This window comes from Stetteria hydrogenophila (genome assembly GCF_054657575.1).
This window is the reverse complement of sequence record NZ_BAAHYL010000001.1, coordinates 601,162-617,022: the sequence shown is the minus strand read 5'-3', so window position 1 is coordinate 617,022 and position 15,861 is coordinate 601,162. Positions and strand designations below refer to the sequence as shown.

General features: G+C 67.5%; 16 protein-coding genes and 2 tRNA genes. 10 read left to right on the top strand and 8 right to left on the bottom strand.

Features of this window, described 5'->3' with window-relative positions:
• Positions 1-13: 13 nt before the first annotated feature.
• Positions 14-244: a protein translocase SEC61 complex subunit gamma gene (locus ACYQ3J_RS03270; protein ID WP_460124435.1), complete on the top strand. Its 231-nt coding sequence runs from the start codon at positions 14-16 to the stop codon at positions 242-244.
• A gap of 16 nt (positions 245-260) precedes the next feature.
• Positions 261-755 carry a transcription elongation factor Spt5 gene (locus ACYQ3J_RS03265; RefSeq protein ID WP_460124432.1) on the top strand — a complete coding sequence of 165 codons (495 nt, stop codon included), beginning with the start codon at positions 261-263 and terminating at the stop codon, positions 753-755.
• Positions 756-777: 22 nt separating this feature from the next.
• Here ACYQ3J_RS03265 and ACYQ3J_RS03260 read toward each other — a convergent pair whose 3' ends face one another.
• From ACYQ3J_RS03260 to ACYQ3J_RS03250, 3 genes are all read right to left on the bottom strand, one after another.
• Entirely contained in the window at positions 778-1,476 is a 699-nt protein-coding gene (locus ACYQ3J_RS03260; RefSeq protein WP_460124430.1) for a DsbA family protein, read from the bottom strand.
• A 107-nt stretch (positions 1,477-1,583) separates the two neighbouring features.
• Complete coding sequence (locus ACYQ3J_RS03255; RefSeq protein WP_460124427.1) at positions 1,584-2,375, bottom strand: SDR family oxidoreductase; 792 nt, start codon at positions 2,373-2,375, stop codon at positions 1,584-1,586.
• A gap of 70 nt (positions 2,376-2,445) precedes the next feature.
• Positions 2,446-3,348 carry an ornithine cyclodeaminase family protein gene (locus ACYQ3J_RS03250; protein ID WP_460124425.1) on the bottom strand — a complete coding sequence of 301 codons (903 nt, stop codon included), beginning with the start codon at positions 3,346-3,348 and terminating at the stop codon, positions 2,446-2,448.
• A gap of 123 nt (positions 3,349-3,471) precedes the next feature.
• Between ACYQ3J_RS03250 and ACYQ3J_RS03245 the strand changes: the two genes are divergently transcribed.
• A tRNA-Gly gene (locus ACYQ3J_RS03245) sits at positions 3,472-3,550 on the top strand.
• 343 nt (positions 3,551-3,893) lie between these two features.
• Here ACYQ3J_RS03245 and ACYQ3J_RS03240 read toward each other — a convergent pair.
• Positions 3,894-4,142 (bottom strand): hypothetical protein, encoded by a 249-nt coding sequence (locus ACYQ3J_RS03240; RefSeq protein WP_460124422.1) that lies wholly within the window; start codon positions 4,140-4,142, stop codon positions 3,894-3,896.
• A 209-nt stretch (positions 4,143-4,351) separates the two neighbouring features.
• On the opposite strand from ACYQ3J_RS03240, the gene ACYQ3J_RS03235 reads away from it, so the two are divergent.
• The 5 genes from ACYQ3J_RS03235 to ACYQ3J_RS03215 all read left to right on the top strand — a co-directional run bounded on the left by ACYQ3J_RS03235 (position 4,352) and on the right by ACYQ3J_RS03215 (position 11,566).
• On the top strand, positions 4,352-5,440 hold the full coding sequence (locus ACYQ3J_RS03235) for a homoserine dehydrogenase (protein WP_460124419.1): 1,089 nt from the start codon (positions 4,352-4,354) through the stop codon (positions 5,438-5,440).
• On the top strand, positions 5,437-6,561 hold the full coding sequence (locus tag ACYQ3J_RS03230; protein WP_460124416.1) for an amino acid kinase family protein: 1,125 nt from the start codon (positions 5,437-5,439) through the stop codon (positions 6,559-6,561). Before ACYQ3J_RS03235 ends, ACYQ3J_RS03230 begins: the two co-directional genes overlap by 4 nt.
• Positions 6,554-7,624 carry an aspartate-semialdehyde dehydrogenase gene (gene asd / locus ACYQ3J_RS03225; RefSeq protein ID WP_460124413.1) on the top strand — a complete coding sequence of 357 codons (1,071 nt, stop codon included), beginning with the start codon at positions 6,554-6,556 and terminating at the stop codon, positions 7,622-7,624. The genes ACYQ3J_RS03230 and asd overlap by 8 nt, the downstream gene beginning before the upstream one ends.
• A 210-nt stretch (positions 7,625-7,834) precedes the next feature.
• Positions 7,835-9,889, top strand: a complete 2,055-nt coding sequence (locus ACYQ3J_RS03220) for a hydantoinase/oxoprolinase family protein (RefSeq protein ID WP_460124410.1) — start codon at positions 7,835-7,837, stop codon at positions 9,887-9,889.
• 18 nt (positions 9,890-9,907) lie between these two features.
• The gene (locus ACYQ3J_RS03215) at positions 9,908-11,566 is read left to right on the top strand and encodes a hydantoinase B/oxoprolinase family protein (protein WP_460124407.1); all 1,659 of its coding nucleotides are present in this window, start codon (positions 9,908-9,910) and stop codon (positions 11,564-11,566) included.
• A 51-nt stretch (positions 11,567-11,617) separates the two neighbouring features.
• Here ACYQ3J_RS03215 and ACYQ3J_RS03210 read toward each other — a convergent pair whose 3' ends face one another.
• The 4 genes from ACYQ3J_RS03210 to ACYQ3J_RS03195 all read right to left on the bottom strand — a co-directional run bounded on the left by ACYQ3J_RS03210 (position 11,618) and on the right by ACYQ3J_RS03195 (position 14,897).
• Entirely contained in the window at positions 11,618-12,367 is a 750-nt protein-coding gene (locus ACYQ3J_RS03210; RefSeq protein ID WP_460124405.1) for an SDR family NAD(P)-dependent oxidoreductase, read from the bottom strand.
• Positions 12,368-12,484: 117 nt separating this feature from the next.
• Positions 12,485-12,805, bottom strand: coding sequence for a DUF5518 domain-containing protein (locus ACYQ3J_RS03205; protein ID WP_460124647.1), 321 nt, complete (start codon positions 12,803-12,805; stop codon positions 12,485-12,487).
• Positions 12,806-13,036: 231 nt separating this feature from the next.
• Positions 13,037-13,789, bottom strand: a complete 753-nt coding sequence (locus tag ACYQ3J_RS03200) for an ATP-binding protein (RefSeq protein ID WP_460124644.1) — start codon at positions 13,787-13,789, stop codon at positions 13,037-13,039.
• A gap of 226 nt (positions 13,790-14,015) precedes the next feature.
• On the bottom strand, positions 14,016-14,897 hold the full coding sequence (locus ACYQ3J_RS03195) for a hypothetical protein (protein WP_460124402.1): 882 nt from the start codon (positions 14,895-14,897) through the stop codon (positions 14,016-14,018).
• 91 nt (positions 14,898-14,988) lie between these two features.
• On the opposite strand from ACYQ3J_RS03195, the gene ACYQ3J_RS03190 reads away from it, so the two are divergent.
• Together ACYQ3J_RS03190 and ACYQ3J_RS03185 are read left to right on the top strand one after the other, a co-directional pair.
• Positions 14,989-15,519, top strand: a complete 531-nt coding sequence (locus tag ACYQ3J_RS03190) for a hypothetical protein (RefSeq protein ID WP_460124399.1) — start codon at positions 14,989-14,991, stop codon at positions 15,517-15,519.
• Between the two features lie 95 nt (positions 15,520-15,614).
• A tRNA-Leu gene (locus tag ACYQ3J_RS03185) sits at positions 15,615-15,702 on the top strand.
• Positions 15,703-15,861 lie beyond the last annotated feature (159 nt).

Below are 15,861 nucleotides of genomic sequence, written 5' to 3'. Positions count from 1 at the left end.
GCTGGGAGGAGTCATGGCCAGGGCTAGGGGGGTCACGGCGAGGCCTGCGGGGCAGGGGCCTGTGGCGTCGCTTGCGAGGAAGGCGAAATCATACATTGACACGTGGAGGAGCATACTGATACTGGCTAGGAGGCCCGACGAGTCCGAGTTCAACCTGCTCTTCAAGCTCAACCTGCTCGGCTTCACCCTCGTCGGCGGGATAGGGTACATTATCCACTTAATCTACGTCCTGCTAACCTCGTAGACTCGGGGTGCGGAGGGTGCCAGGCTCCTCGGAGGCGAAGGGCGAGAGGAGAGAGGCAGCGGGGAAGCCGAGCAAGTTCTACGCGTTCGAAGTGATCGGCGGCACCGAGGAGAAGGTGGCCCTCGTCATAGCCCAGAGGGCCCAGGCCAAGAACCTGGACGTGAGGAGCATAGTGATCCCGGCTGACACCAAGGGCCTCATAATAGTTGAGGTGGGCGACCTCGTAGACCTCTACGAGGCCGTCAGCAACGTGAGGAACATCAAGAGGAGGAGGCCGCTCCCAATCAAGCCAGAGGAGGTCGAGAAGATAGTGAAGCCAGTGGTCGAGGTGCCGGAGCTGAAGGAGGGCGACATAGTCGAAGTCGTGGCGGGCGCCTTCAAGGGGAGGAGGGGCAAAGTGGTCGAGGTATCACCCTCCAGGGGCGAGGCGAAGATACTGATACTCGACGCCGAGTTCGGGATGTTCGCAACCGTATCCCTGGACGAGGTCAGGAAGGTGGAGGAGGAGTAACCGCCCCCACCCCCCGGGCGCTTCAGCCGCTTCCCGTCGATGCAATCGCGCCTTCTATGAAGGATTCAAGCTCGTCGAGGCCGTGGTAGCCTACTAGCTTGCCCAGCACTCTGCCCCCGGCAGCGTCGTAGACTACTACCGTGGGCGTCGCCTCCACGCCCGCGCTGAGAGCAGCCCTGGCCACCTTGAGCACGTTGTCCTCCTCCGCTGAGACGCATGACCCGCCCACATCGACCCCCCACTTCTCGGAGAGCATCCTAGCCAGACCCTCGGCCCCAGGGTCGGTGCCGTTGAGCAGGCTGGAGTACCACCAGTTGAGGACCTCCAGCACCGGGGCCCCCTTGCCGGCGGCGCACCTGACCACGGCTTGCGGCTCAATGGACTCCCTGTGGACGGGGAGGCCTGCCAGGATAACGGTGTACTTGCCGGCCAGGGACTCGAGGTACCTGTAGGACTCCGTGATCTCTAGGGCGCAATAGGGGCAGTACATGTCGTAGAACAGGTAGACCCGGATCGAGGAGTCCCCGGGGCCGAGAGCCACGACGCTCGCGCCGCCCAGCAGGCCGTCGTCGACTTCTAGTCGTGCAGGCACCCCATCGCTAGGGGGAGCAGTAGCCGGGCCACCGCCACCGCCCCTTGTGGATAGTAGGGCGTAGCCGCCGGCCACCGCTGCGGCTAGAAGCAGGAGGGCGGCGAGAACCCTGGCCTTAGGCGCACCCACGACGCTCGCCCCGGGCCCCCAGCCGGCGGGCTGCCCGGAAGCCTAGTTAAGCCTAGTTTTGTTTTTTAGAGTATATTGCGGCCGCGATCGCTGCCGTGGCGCGTGGTTCACGGAGTCCTCCTGTGCAGCCCCCCGTCCACCGGGATGGCGGCGCCGGTGACGTAGGAGGCCCTCGGGCTCAGGAGGAAGGCCACCGCCCAGCCCACCTCCTCGGGGTCGCCGAGGCGGCCCATGGGCACCGCTGAGGCCATGCCCTTCACCGCCTCCTCCACCGTGACGCCTGCCCTCCTGGCCCTCTCCTCGGCGACCTGCCTCACCCTCTCGGTTAGAATGTACCCGGGCACGACCGCGTTGACCCTCACCCCCCTAGGCGCCAGCTCCCTGGCCAGCGTCTGTGTGAGCCCGTGGAGGGCGGGCCTGAGCACGCTGCTCGACGCTATCGCCGGGTCCGCCTCCCAGGCCACTATGCTTGTCACGAAGACTATGGAGCCCCGGGACTTCTCCAGGTAGGGCAGGGCCTCCCCCACCGCCTCGACCGCGGAGTGCACCAGGAGCTGGGCGGTTAGCTCCCAGTCTCCGCGGGTGAGCTTGGCGAAGGATCCGGCGGGGGGTGGAGGGGGCACGTAGACGAGGCCGTCCAGGCCGCCGAGGAGGCGGGCGGCCTCCCTCACAAGCCTCCCCGCCTCCCCGGGCCTCGAGAGGTCGGCGGCGACTCCTGCGGCCCACCCCCTCGCCCTCAGCTTGGCCGCGGCCTCCTCCACCCTCTCCCTGCTCCTGCCGTTGACCACAACCCTGGCGCCGAGGCCTGCAAGCACGCTAGCGACTCCGAAGCCTATCCCCCTCGTGCTAGAGGTCACGAGGACCCTTGACCCCTCGAGGCCAAGGCAGCCGCTACCCACGCGGGAGCACCCGGGCCACCGTCGTGGGCTCGGCGGCTTCGCTTAAAGGCATTCTACCCGGAGTGACGGCTCAAGCCTTGAGGCCGAGCCTCCTGGCCAGGTAAACGGCGGCGGCGAGGTCGAAGAGGCCGGTGCCGACGCTCTTGTAGACTGCGACCTCGCGTGGGCGGCACTCCGCGACGCCGCGCACCACGTCTCTCAGCTCGACGACCTCCAAGCCCTCTGGCTCGTCCTCGGCCTCCCCCGCCTCCCTCCTGTAGCCGTCGAGCGTGTCGACGAGGAGGCAGCCAGCCCTCGCCAGGGCGTCCCGGTCTACCTCGTGCACCGGCTTGGGGGCGCCGACGCTGACCACGTAGGCTCCACTCTTGAGGAGCCTCCCCCTCACCACCGGCTCCCTTGAGAGCGTCGCCGCCACGACGACGTCGGACTCCTTGAGGAGCCTCTCGAGGGGGGCCACCTCGCCCCCGACCTCGGAGGCGAGCTTCTCGGCCCTCCTCCCCGTAATGCTGTAGACCAGGATCCTCTCGGGGCGGTAGAGGCTGGAGAGGATCCTGGCGTGCATCCTCCCCTGGACGCCGGCCCCCACGACCCCGAGGACGCCGCCTCCCCTGTAGCCCAGGACCTCGAGGGCGAGCGCCGAGGCCGCCGGGGTCCTCCAGGCGGTGACGGCACCGGCGTCCGCGGCCAGCAGGGCTTCACCCGTCCCCTCGTCGAGGGCCACGAGCACCCCGCGGATTAGCGGCAGCCCCAGCGCAACGTTGCCCGGGTAGATACCTACAGCCTTAACCACGTGCAACCTCAGCCCGGCGGCTGGCATCGCGGCGAGCCAAGCCCCACCGTGCTCCAGGGAGACCCTGGGGGGCGCCACGGCGTCGGAGACTAGGACCTCCCTGACAGCCTCGACCAGCCCCCTCGCATCCATAAGCCTCTCGACGTCTCCAGCCCCCAGGAGCATCATGGAACCCTTCTCCACGAGTCACCCACCAGCCAATGCGGCACACACTTTTAATCCGTGCATGAGGCATTTAAAGGGTGCTCCAGGCCCCTTCCACATAATTACTGGACCCGCAAGGCGAGTCGGCCCGTGGGGGCTGGAGCGGCCGTCGTCTAGCCTGGACTAGGACGCCGGCCTTCCAAGCCGGCGATCCCGGGTTCAAATCCCGGCGGCCGCACCACTCGGCACCCTACGGGCGTCCAGCCCTGTTTTGCGTGGCATACCCTCACGGGTTCAGTGTAGCACTGGGTAACCCGGAGGGGCGTGCTTGAACCGTCACCCCCACAGCCTTGGCTGCCAGGGGTAGCCGGCGCGGCTCAGCAGGCGTGGAGGGATCCCTGAGGGTGTAGAGTAGCTCGAGGCAGCCGGCTAGGCGTGCCGGTAATGGTAAGGCTTGCAGGCTCCACGGCTTAAGCGCCGGCGTGGCTGCGGGCCGGCTCGTGGGAGGCGATGCCTGCCAGAGTCGAACCAAAACGGTGGTGATGGGTAGGGTAGGCGGATTGCAGGCAGGGGGGCTTAGCGTCTTACGTTGCAGTGGAGAGCCACTCAACCTCCATTGAGAGCAGGTAGAGCTTCTCCTCCAGCTCCTCCTCGGAGAGGATCCCCGCCAGCCGGGAGAGTATCTTCAGCTCCTCCTCCACGAGGCTCGCGTGCCTTGCGACGACATCGTACCGCTTAGCCCGAGCGGTCTCCTTCACCTCGGCGGCCCGCCCCATAAGCCTCCTCAGGGCCCTGGAGAGCCTAGCCACCCGCGCTCTAGCTACCTGCATCAAGGCTTGCCGCCACGGAGGGAGTAACGGGGTATTACCCCCTTTAGGAGTGGGTTCAGCGGGGGGCAGTGGGCGGTTGAAACCAGCGGAACCCGTGTGTGGATAGTGGGACTAGCCTACGGGGCCGCTGCACCCTCCTTACTTAATACCTGTAATCCGAGCCCTTGACGCGGGGAAAGCCTAATTAAACCCTCCCGAGCGGGTTATGGCGTGTGGCGATTTGGGCGGGTGATGCTGATGCGCCAAACGCGATAGTAGGAGGCGGCCCACGCGCCCCGCCCGAGCCTGGGAGGGGCGGGGCTAGGCTGGCGATTATAGGATTTGGGGGTGCGGGCAGGGAGCTCGCCAGGCTCCTTGCCCTCAAGTCTGACGAGATGGATAGGCTTGGAGTCAAGGTGGTTGCAGTCGCCGATTCTCGCGGGGCAGCCATCTGCCCCCGCGGCTTCACCGGCTACGAGCTCCTCAAGCTCGCGGAGACTCCGAGGAGCCAGGTCTCCAGCGGCCCCTGCGGCAGGCCGGGCGCCGGCGTCGACGAGGTCTACGATGAGACCGCTCCAACCATCCACGTCGAGGTGACCCCCTCAGACTACGAGACGGGGGAGCCGGGGCTGAGCCACGCCTTCAAGGCGTTGAGGAGCGGGGCGAGCTTCGTGACAGCCAACAAGGCCCCGCTAGCGCTCCGCTTCTGGGACATAGTCTCCGAGGCTGCGTCCCGCGGCTTGTACCTGGGCTACAGCGCCACCGTCATGGCTGGGACTCCCCTGGTCAGCCTCCTCAGGGGGCTTAGGGGGTGCGAGCTCCGCTCCTTCGAGGGGATCCTGAACGCGACCACCAACTACGTCCTCACTGTGATGCAGGAGAAGCTGGTCCCGCTGGAGGAGGCGCTCGAGGAAGCCAAGGCAGTGGGAGTCGCCGAGCCCGACCCCAGCCTCGACTTGGAGGGCTGGGACGCCGCGGCTAAGCTGGTGATAGTGGCGAACACGCTCGGCTACAAGCTAACGCTGGGCGACGTCCGCAGGAGGCCCCTCAACGTCTCCCTGGGCGACGTAGTCTCAGCCATGAGGAGGGGGAGGGTGGTGAAGTACGTCGCCAGGTTCACTCCGGGCGGGGCCGCCGAGGTCGCCCCGGTCGAGGTGGAGCAGGGCAGCTTCCTAGCCCAGGCCCGGGGGACCGAGAACGCAGTCACCATAGACGTCGGCTTCAACGTGGTTAAGCTCGCAGGGCGGGGCGGCGGGGTTGACGCAACGGCCCACGCCCTCCTAGCCGACATAATCGAGGCCGTGAGGGGGTGGGTGCCGTGACCCTGGACGCCCTGGTAAAGATCGGCGGCTCAGTGCTTAGGGGCCCGGGGGACTACGCTAGGGCCGCGGAGGAGGTTAGGAGGCGCTACGTAGAGGCCGGCGCCAGGGTCGCGGTAGTCGTCTCCGCGGCCAAGGGGGTCACGGACCTCCTCGTGAAGGCGGTCGAGGGCTCGCGCGAAGCCGCCAGGGAGGTTGTGGAGAGGTACGACTCCATAGCCAGGGAGCTGGGCGGCCCCGCGCTGGCGAGGCTTGTAGCCGAGGCGCTGAGGCCCCTTGAAGCGCTGGGTGCGAGGAGGGCCAACGCCAGGGCGGCTGGCAGGATCCTCGGCCTGGGGGAGGCGGCGAGCAGGGTTATCATGGTGCACGCACTGGAGGCGGCCGGCGTCAGGGCCCTAGGGGTCCCGGCCCGCCTCGTGGTCAAGGCGGTGGGCGACCCGCTCTCGGCTAGGATAGACTACGAGGCCACGAGGGAGGCCTGGGCGTCGGCGCTGAAGCTCGCCGACAGCAGCCGGGTCACCCTGGTCGTTGAGGGGTTCGCCGCCGAAGTCGAGGGGGCCCCCGGGGTCCTCGGGCGCGGGGGCTCGGACTACACCGCCGTCGCCCTGGCGGCCCTCTCCACAGCGAAGACAGCGCACCTAGTCACTGACGTTGACGGGATCCGCACGGGGGTCCCCGAAGTCGTGCCCGGGACAAGGAGGGTGGAGGCCATGGGCTACATTGAAGCGGTGGAGGCGGCTAGGTGGGGGGCGAAGAGGATGCACCCCCGCACCTTCGAGCCCCTTCTCAGGGTGAGGCCCGTCGAGGTCAGGATAGGCTCCTGGGACTCCTGGACGAGGGTGGAGCAGGCCCCGTTCGTGGAGCCGCCCAGGCCGAAGCTCGTGGCGAGCAGGAGGCTCCCGAAGGCGTCCATAGTCTCACTGGTGGGGTCGAGGGTGGCGAGCCCCGGGATCCTCGCGAGGGCGGCGGAGGCCCTGGCGGAGGCGGGGGTGGAGCCGTTAACCGTTTCATCTCCCCCCTCGAGGGCGTCGCTATCGTTCACCGTGGACCCCGGGGTGGAGACTCGCGCCTTGAGGGCGCTCCACAGGCTCGTGGCCGAAGAGGGGGTGGGGCGGGGTGGCTGACAGGCTCAGGGTCGCAGTGCTCGGGGCCACCGGGCTGGTGGGGCAGCGCTTCGTGGCCAGGCTCTCCAGGCACCCCTGGTTCGACCTGGAGGGCCTCTACGCCTCGCCTCAGAGGGCTGGAGCCAGGTACGGTGAGGCCGTGGAGTGGGTGGTGGACGAGGAGCCTGAGGACTACGTTTGGGGCGAGAGGCTCAAGCCCCTCCGCCCCGAGGAGGTCGCCAGGGAGGGTTTCGACCTAGTCTTCTCGGCCCTCCCCTCCAGCGTCGCCGGGGAGGTGGAGGCCGAGCTAGCCAGGCTGGGGGTGAGGGTGGTCTCGAACGCTAGCCCCATGAGGATGGAGGGCGACGTGCCCCTCCTCAACCCCGAGGTCAACGCGGACCACGCCAGCCTCGTCGAGGCCCAGGCCGCCCGGGGCTGGAGGGGGTGGATTGTGAAGGTGCCGAACTGCAGCACAGCCATCCTGACGCTGGCGCTGAAGCCTCTCCACGACGAGTACCGGGTGAAGCGCGTGATAGTAGCGACTATGCAGGCCGTCACCGGGGCGGGCCTCAGGGGCGTCCCCGCCCCCTTGATCATAGACAACCTGATCCCCCACATAGCCGGCGAGGAGGAGAAGCTCGCCAGGGAGCCAAGGAAGATACTCGGCACGCTGAGGGACGGGAGGGTGGAGCCCGCAGCGTTCGAGGTCACGGCTATAACCACGAGGGTCCCAGTGCTCGACGGCCACACGGAGGCGGTGTTCGCTGAGCTCGAGGAGCAGCCGGGCAGCGAGGAGGAGGTCGCCAGGGTGCTCGAGGAGTTCAGGGGCAACAAGATTAGAGGCCTAGGCCTCCCGAGCGCGCCGGGGAAGCCCGTCATAGTGAGAAGGGAGGAAGACAGGCCACAGCCCAGGCTCGACAGGAACTCCGGCAACGGCATGTCGGTCACAGTGGGTAGGGTGAAGCTCGACCCGGTCACGCGCGGAGTGAAGTTCGTGGTGACGGGCCACAACACCATCCGCGGAGCGGCGGGGGCCGGGATCCTCATAGCAGAGCTCATGCACAGGCTAGGCTACACCTCCTAGGAAGCCTCTGGGGCAACGGGCTCCCGCCCGGCTTCCTAGCCCGTAAAGGCTGCGCCCTCGGGATCCCTCCAGCCACGACTTTGGCTGCAGCGCCGACCCACCGTTTTAGGCGCGGCCCAGGCGAGCGGGGCGCGGGGGCAGGTCCTCTTTTGGCGGATAACGGCTCGCCCAGGGCTCGGGGGCGTAAGGGCCTCGCGGCGGTGTTGGGGCTTGGCGAGGCTCAGGGTGGGGGTTGACGTTGGCGGGACGTTTACCGACCTCGTCGCCTTCGACGAGGAGAGTGGGAGGCTCCTGCACCTGAAGACCCTGAGTACCCCCAGGGAGCCCTGGCGGGGGTTCCTCGCGGCGGTGGACGGGGTAGGGGCGGGCTATGACTCCATAGAGGTCATCGTCCACGCCACAACGCTCGGCACCAACATGCTCCTGGGCCAGGAGGGTCTCGAGCCTCCGAGGGCCTTGCTCATAACCAACGAGGGGTTCCGGGACGTCGTGGAGATTGGGAGGCAGAACAGGCCCGAGCTCTACAACCTCTTCTTCGAGAGGCCCAGGCCCCTTGTGCCCCGGTCGAGGAGGGTGGGGATCAAGGGGAGGATAGGCCCGAGGGGGGAGGAGCTGGAGCCCATCGACGAGGGGGAGGTCGCCCGCGTCGCCCGGGAGCACTGCGGCGAGGTGGAGGTCTTCGTTGTCTCCCTCCTCCACAGCTACAGGAACCCCGCCCACGAGGCCAGGGTCAAGGAGGTGGTTGCGCGGGAGTGCCCCGGAGCCATAGTTGTGGCTAGCCACGAGGTGGACCCGCAGCCTGGGGAGTATGAGAGGACGAGCACCACTCTAGTTAACGCGCTGCTCAAGCCCGTGCTCTCCAGGTACCTCTCCAGGCTCAAGGCTGAGCTTAGGGCGAGGGGCTACACCGGCGAGTTGCTGGTGATGCGCAGCAACGGCGGCGTGGCGAGCGTTGAGGCCGCGGTGGAGAAGCCCGCAGCGTTCATAGAGAGCGGTCCGGCGGCTGGCGCCGTCGCCGTGGCCTACATGTCGAGGCTCATGGGCGTGGGTAAGGCTCTAGGCTTCGACATGGGTGGAACCACTGCTAAAGCGTCCGCGGTGGTCAACGGGGAGCCCCTTGTGGTCTCGGAGTACGAGGTCGGCGGCAGGGTCCACATGGGCAGGACGCTCAGAGGCTCCGGGTACCCGGTGAGGTTCCCCCACATAGACCTCGCGGAGGTCAGCGCCGGGGGAGGCACGATAGCGTGGGTCGACGAGGGCGGGGCCCTGAGGGTCGGCCCGGTGAGCGCCGGGGCAGACCCCGGGCCGGCCTGCTACGGGAGGGGCGGCAGCAGGCCCACGGTCACGGATGCGAACCTGGTCCTCGGCAGGCTCCCCAGGAGCCTGGCTGGCGGGGCCGTAGTCCTCAGGGAGGACCTCGCCCGCGAGGCCCTCAAGAGGCTGGGGGACGAGCTGGGCATGGACCCGGTGGAAGCCGCGGCGGGCGTTGTGAGGATAGCGAACGCGGTCATGGCCAGGGCCCTGCGCCTCGTGAGCGTTGAGAGGGGCCACGACCCCCGCGAGTTCTCCCTCTTCGCCTTCGGGGGAGCAGGCCCCCTCCACGCCGTCGACCTCGCAAGGGAGCTCGGCGTGAGGGAGGTGGTCGTGCCCCCGCTCCCGGGGGTCTTCTCGGCCCTAGGCCTCCTACTCGCCGACTACCGCCACGACTACTACGCTAGCATTGTGGAGAAGGCTAGCCGACTAGCCGACGGGGTGGTGGAGGAGAAGTTCAGGCGCCTCGAGGAGAGGGCTGTCGAGACCCTCAAGTCGGAGGGGGTGGCCGGCGAGGACATCAGGCTCGCTAGAATGCTCGGCATGAGGTACTGGGGCCAGGCCTACGAGCTGGAGGTCCCCTACAGGGGCAGCCTGAGGGAGGCCGTGGAGGACTTCCACAAGCTCCACGAGGCACGCTACGGCTACAGCATGCCTGGAGAGGAGGTCGAGGTCGTGACGGCGAGGCTCGAGGCCATCGGGCTCGTGGCCAAGCCGCGGCTGCCGAGGGGCGAGGAGGTGGAACACAAGCCCCAGCCGCGGGGCTGGAGGGAGGTCTACTTCGACGGCGAGGGCTGGGTCAGGGCGGGAGTCTACCCGAGGGAGGGCCTCAAGCCCGGCGCCGTAATCGAGGGGCCGGCGGTGGTGGAGAGCGACGAGAGCACCGTGCTGGTCCCGCCGGGCTACACGGCTAAAGTCGACGCCCTGCACTCGATCAGGATCCGCGTGAGCTAGGGCGTGGTGGCCCGGGGCTTGAGCGGCGACAGGGTTCTCCGCGAAGTCATAAGGAACGCGGCCATATACATAGCCGAGGAGATGGGGGTTGTCCTCAGGAACACCGCCTACAGCCCCAACATTAAGGATAGGCTGGACCACTCCTGCGCCATCCTGAGCCCCGAGGGGCTGCTTGTCGCCCAGGCCGAGCACATACCAGTCCACCTGGGCAGCATGGCGGTTGGTGTGGAGAACACTCTCAGGCGCCTCAGGGAGGAGGGGGAGGAGCTGGAGCCCGGAGACGTGGTCATGGTCAACGACCCCTACATAGCGGGGACCCATCTGAACGACGTGATGCTCCTCAAGCCCGTCTACGCCGGGGGCCGCCTCATCGCGGTGGTGGCCAATAAAGCCCACCACGTCGATGTCGGCGGCTCGGTCCCCGGGAGCATTGGAGGCGACGTTAGGGAGCTGCTCCAGGAGGGGGTAGTGGTTCCGCCCGTGAAGCTCGCCCGGAGGGGCGTGATCCAGTGGAACCTAGTCAGGCTGATCAGCGCGAACGTGAGGACGCCCAGGCACTTCAAGGGGGACTTGATGGCGCAACTCGCAGCCCTCAACGTGGGCGAGAGGAGGCTCAAGGAGCTGGCGGGCAAGTACGGGGCCGACGCGATCCTGGACGCGTGGGAGTACACCCTAGACTACACCGAGCGGTACACGAGGAGAAAGATAGCCAGGGAGGCCCGGCCGGGGAGCTACGAGGCGGAGGACTACATAGAGCTACCCGGCGGGGGCCTCGCGGCGATCCACGCCAGGATCGTGGTGGAGGGCGACGGGGTGAAGGTCGACTTCACGGGGACCCACAGGCAGGTCGACGCCCCGGTGAACGCCGTCTACGGCGTGACCGTCGCGGCGACAACATTCGCCCTCAAGAGCGTGATAGACCCAGAGATGCCCTTCAACCACGGCTTCCTCCGCGCGGTCGAGATCCACGCGCCTAGGGGCAGCCTCGTCAACCCCGAACCCCCCGCCCCTGTGTCCGGCGGGAACGTGGAGACCTCGCAGAGGATAGTGGACGTGATCCACAGGGCCCTCGCCGAAGCGTTCCCTGGCAGGGTGCCCGCGGCGAGCGCGGGAAGCATGAACAACGTCATGGTCGGGGGCGGCTCGTGGGCGTTCTACGAGACGATAGGGGGAGGGGGCGGGGCCAGGCCGACCATGGACGGCGTCGACGGGGTCCACACCAACATGACTAACACGCTCAACACCCCGATAGAGAGGGCGGAGAACGAGTACCCCCTCCTATTCGTCAAGTACGAGCTCAGGCCCGACAGCGGCGGGCCCGGCTACTACAGGGGAGGCCTGGGCATAACGAGGGCGTTCAAGATACTCAGCGAGGAGGCCGTGCTCACGATAATGGCGGAGAGGACCATGACAAGGCCATGGGGCCTCAACGGCGGCCTCCCCGGGGCACCGGGCGAGCACTACATAGTCCGGGCGAGCGGGGAGGTAGAGAGGCTCCCCGGCAAGGCCACCGTGACCCTCCGCAGGGGAGACACGGTCTACATAAACACCCCCGGAGGCGGGGGCTACGGGGATCCCTGCAGGCGGCCCAGAGAGCTAGTCAGGCGGGACATCGAGGAGGGCAAGGTTTCAAGGGGGGCGGCTGTGAAGTATTACTGCTTCAGGGAAGACGAGTAGGGCCGCGAGTCAAAACCCGGGGGGCGCGGGGCGGGCCCCCGGGCCTGGGCTTCACGTCCTCCTCCCGGCGTTTATTGAGAGCACGTGGCCGGTGATTGCCCTGCTCTTCTCGGGGTGGGCTAGGAAGAGTATTGCCTCAGCCACGTCCTCGGGCTTGATTATTATGCCGAGGGGGTGGAGGCTCCTCACCTTCTCCCTCTTCTCCGGCGTGTCGAGGAACTCCCTGACCATGTCGGTCTCGACGAAGCTGGGGGCGACCGCGTTCACCCTTATGCCCTTCGGGGCTAGGAGGATGGCGAGCCTCTTCGTGAACCCTATCACGCCCGCCTTGCTCGCCGCGTAGGCTATGCCCGCCGCGACGTTCCCGGACTCGCCGGCTATGCTGGCGACGTTGACTATGGACGCCCAGGGGGCCTTCTCGAGGAGCGGGAGGAGCGCCCTAGTCACGAGGTAGACCCCGGTGAGGTTTACTCTAATAGTGCGCTCCCACTCCTCCAGCCCGGTCTCCTCCAAGCCGCCGACCTGCAGGATCCCCGCCGAGTTCACGAGAACGTTCAGGTACGGCACGAGCCCCGAGACCTCCCGGGCCATGGACTCGACGCTCGCCGGGTCCCCCACGTCTACCTGGACGGTGTAAGCCTCGGGGGCCCCTAGGCGCCTCGCCTCCCTGGCGGCCTCCTCAGCCTTGTCCCTCCTCTCCCTGTAGGCTACAACCACGCTCCAGCCCTCCCTGGCGAACCTCAGCACGGTCGCCCTCCCAATGCCCCTGCTGCCACCGGTCACTAGGGCGTAGACCTCCACGGCAAAGACACCCCCGGAGAGTTCAGGGTCAGCCATACCCCGGCGGTAAATATGCAATCAACGCAACGCCCCGGCAGCCTCCCTTGAACGCCTACGCGCCACAGACCCTGGGGTGCGTCACTCCTTCAGTGCTCCCCCTATCGCGCCGCCTATCATGCTGAGTATGGCCGTGTAGGCCGTGAAGAGCGCCGCACCGAGGCCTGCGAGGCTACCCACGAGGAAGCCGAGCGGGCCCCCGAGGGCGCCCCCCACGACTGCTAGGACCAAGGCTAGTGTGAGGCCGGGCAGCGCGCCCGCGAGTAGCCCTGCAAGCGCGCCTCTCTCGGGCCCGCCGCCTGCTATGAGGCCCGCCGCGAAGCCAGCCAGGAGGGGCCCCACTACCTTGAATGGGGCTAGGATCACGTTGAGAACAAAGCCGGCGAGCACCGCTAGAAGCATGCTCACCTAGGGCACACCCACGCTTGAATTTAAAGACTGGGCCCCAATTAACCCTTCAGCTCGCCTCGGAGCCAAGGTTAATGGGGGAACGCTTGCAGCCCCAAGCGGTCCGGCCTTGATAGCGGAGGCTAGGGCTTGAATGCTTCTCGATGCCTGGAAAAGCAAGGGTGGAGGTGTAGGCCTGCAGCGGGATGGGATGTCTAGTGTTTCGTTTCTCCATAATACTCCATGCTAAGGCTGCGAGGCTGCCTTGAGGATGGCGTCCACGATTTCCTTGGCCTCGTCGACGAGGGGGATCTCCTTCCCGAGGAGGCAGGCGTCGCGGATCTCCTTCTTGTAGGGGAGGTAGGCGTCCGCCTTTATGTACCCCTTCAAGCTCTCGTCGACCTTGTTCCCGATCCTCACCACCTTCTTCCCTATCTTCCTACTCATCTCTGCAATCTTCTCCGCAAGCTTGATTGACTCGTGATTCGGCTCCATGACCACGACTATGACGTCACTCCCCTCCTCCACGCCCCTCCCGAAGTGCTCTATCCCAGCGTCAGTGTCGACGACCACGTACTCGTCGTCCCCGAGCTTTAGCGACTTCAGGAGCTCCCTCGCCACAGCCCCCATCGGGCACGCGCATCCCTCCCCGAAGTCTTGGATCTTGCCTATTACGATCATTTTGATGTTGCCGCCCTTGCTGGCGACGTACTCCTCTGGGAGGTCATCTATCCTCATCTCCCTGAACGGGTTGACCTCCCTCCCCTCCTCCAGGGGTTTGAGTATTGTCGACTTGACCTCCTTCCTCCCGCCCAGGTAGCCTATGAAGTCCCTAGGCTTAGGCAGGCCGAGGTACATGTGAGTCCCCATGTTGGACTCGTCCGAGTCCACGAACAGGACTTTCTTGCCCCTCCTCGCGAGCTCCTTCGCTATCAGAGTCGAGACGACGCTCTTCCCCACGCCACCCTTGCCGCAGACGAGTATCTTCAACCCAGCCATCCCAGCCACCCAGGTTTAACGCGTGTAAAAACCCTGCTTCAGGCTGTGCTGGGCCTGGATTATAAACCACCCTGCCCAGCGGCTCACCGATCGAGAAGCACTGCGACCATCCATCCAACGGCCAACGCTGCACTCCAGCCTGCAGGGCTCCCAGGGGAAGGATCCCCCTCCGAGGCACCGCGGGATCCCCCAGGGAGGGGCGGGGGCGTGGCTTCCCGGGGGCTTGCTAGGCGCTCCCTCCCCCCTGGGGGTGGCGGTGGCCTGCGTCGGGTAGCACGGCGACTGCTGGGCCGTCTAGGCTGCCCTCTAGGGCGAGCTTCTTGATTGCGGCTAGCGCCGCGCCGCCGAGGGGGCCGGGGTTTACGCCTGAGGCCTCGAAGGCCTCTGCCGCGGCCTTCACAGCGTCCTCTAGGCTAACCTCGACCGTCTCCCAGGGCCCTGCGCGGGCCCCTAGCTCCGCGCACTCCGCGGGGGCCTCTGCCCAGAGGGGCTTCACGGCGACCGCTAGCGCCCCGGGGAGCCTGTGGCGTGCGTAGAAGGCGATGGCCTCGGCGGTGCAGCAGGCGTCGAGGGGGGCGGCGACTGCGCGGGGCTTCACCCTCAGGGCCCTGAGCTGGAGGTCCAGCTCCACAGCGGCCCGGAGCCCTGAGGCGGCGGGCTGGAGGCTGCCCGGGACCCCGGCGCCCCGGGGGCAGCTCCCCCCAGCCGGCTTGAGGGGGTGGAGGTACTCGAGCTTAGCGTAAACCGGGACCCCCCAGAGGCTCCCGAGGCCCGCGAGCGGGGTGGGGGCGAGGCTGAGGCTGGCGGGTGAAGGGTATGCTAGGGCGAAGGGCGGGTCCTTGACCCTGTCGTAGACGCCGAGCGCACCGAGCGGCACGTCGGCCGGCTCCGGCGCCTCGAAGCTTGCAGGGGCTAGGCTGGCGCCTAGCAGCCTGAGCCCCCAGCAAAGCTGCCTAGAGGCCGGGGCCACCCTCGAGCCGCCCTCTAAGTGGAGGGTCTCCCAGACCCTCTGCTCCCCCACCAGCCTGGCCAGGACCCCCGCCAGCTCGCGGAGGCCCGGGGGGTCGCCGCAGTCGAGCGGGGCGAGCCTGACTAGGCGTGCCGGCACGGCTCCAACCCTTGCGGGGCCGCGTGCGGCGGGCGGGTTCTTGTCGCTTCATAAACCCCGGGATCCCGGGGGCGGCGTGGTGTATGCGGGCTTGGACGGCGCATCGGTTATCGTAGACTACGGGTTAGACGACGAGGGAGCGGTTAGGGCGTGGAGCGTGGCGGAGGAGGTCTACGCCTGCTCCGAGGCCACTGCCGGGATCCTCCTCCCCCTCGGGGAGGCCACGCTCGTGGCGGGCGGCTCGGAGTACGAGGGCTACGCCTACCTCGCCCTGGCCGGCTCGGAGGAGGTTTACAGCGACGAGGAGGTCCCGGGGCTGACGCTCTACGTGAACCCGCGCTTCCGCCTAGTCATCGCCTTCAAGGCGAGCGGGGACCCCGGGATCCCGGGGGCGGAGAGGTGCGGGGACTACTACGTCATCCCCCAGGAGGCCGTGGGGGAGGTGCAGTACCTCCACTACCACGACTGCCGCAGGCTCGCGGGTAACAGGGGGCTCGCGGGGAAGTACTGCTGCTACAAGCAGGACTGCGGCCCCGAGGCCTTAGCTAGGTACTGCAGGGAGGTCGGCGTCAGGGTGGGCGACCCGCTCTGCGGAGGCGGGGAGGGCTCCGGGCCCGAGTAGGAGGCGGGCCCCCGGGAAGCCCCGGGCGTGGTCTGGGTTCAAGGTAAAGCTTACAGCCCCCAGGGTGGGTACCCACCTCTGGAGGTTCTGGAGGCGCGGGGGTGCCCGAGCCCGGCCAAAGGGGGCGGGCTTAAGACCCGTTGGCGTAGGCCTGCGTGGGTTCGAATCCCACCCCCCGCACCACTCCTCCCCGCCCCAAGCCGCCGAGGGCTTCCACCGCTCCTACCCGCATCTCGGGGTGGTCTGGTAATTCCCCGGAGATCCAGGTTTCCCCGGGGGAGAACGGGGGGAAGCGCATATTAACCCCCCTGGCCCGGCTTGGGTGGGTCGACGTTTGAGGAG

What these genes read in the sequence shown, in the direction of transcription:
- ACYQ3J_RS03205 (WP_460124647.1), bottom strand. Translation starts at nt 12,805, where the DNA reads ATGCTTCTAGCGGTGCTCGCCGGCTTTGTTCTCAACGTGATCCTAGCC.
- ACYQ3J_RS03200 (WP_460124644.1), bottom strand. Translation starts at nt 13,789, where the DNA reads ATGGCTGGGTTGAAGATACTCGTCTGCGGCAAGGGTGGCGTGGGGAAG.
- ACYQ3J_RS03270 (WP_460124435.1), top strand. Translation starts at nt 14, where the DNA reads ATGGCCAGGGCTAGGGGGGTCACGGCGAGGCCTGCGGGGCAGGGGCCT.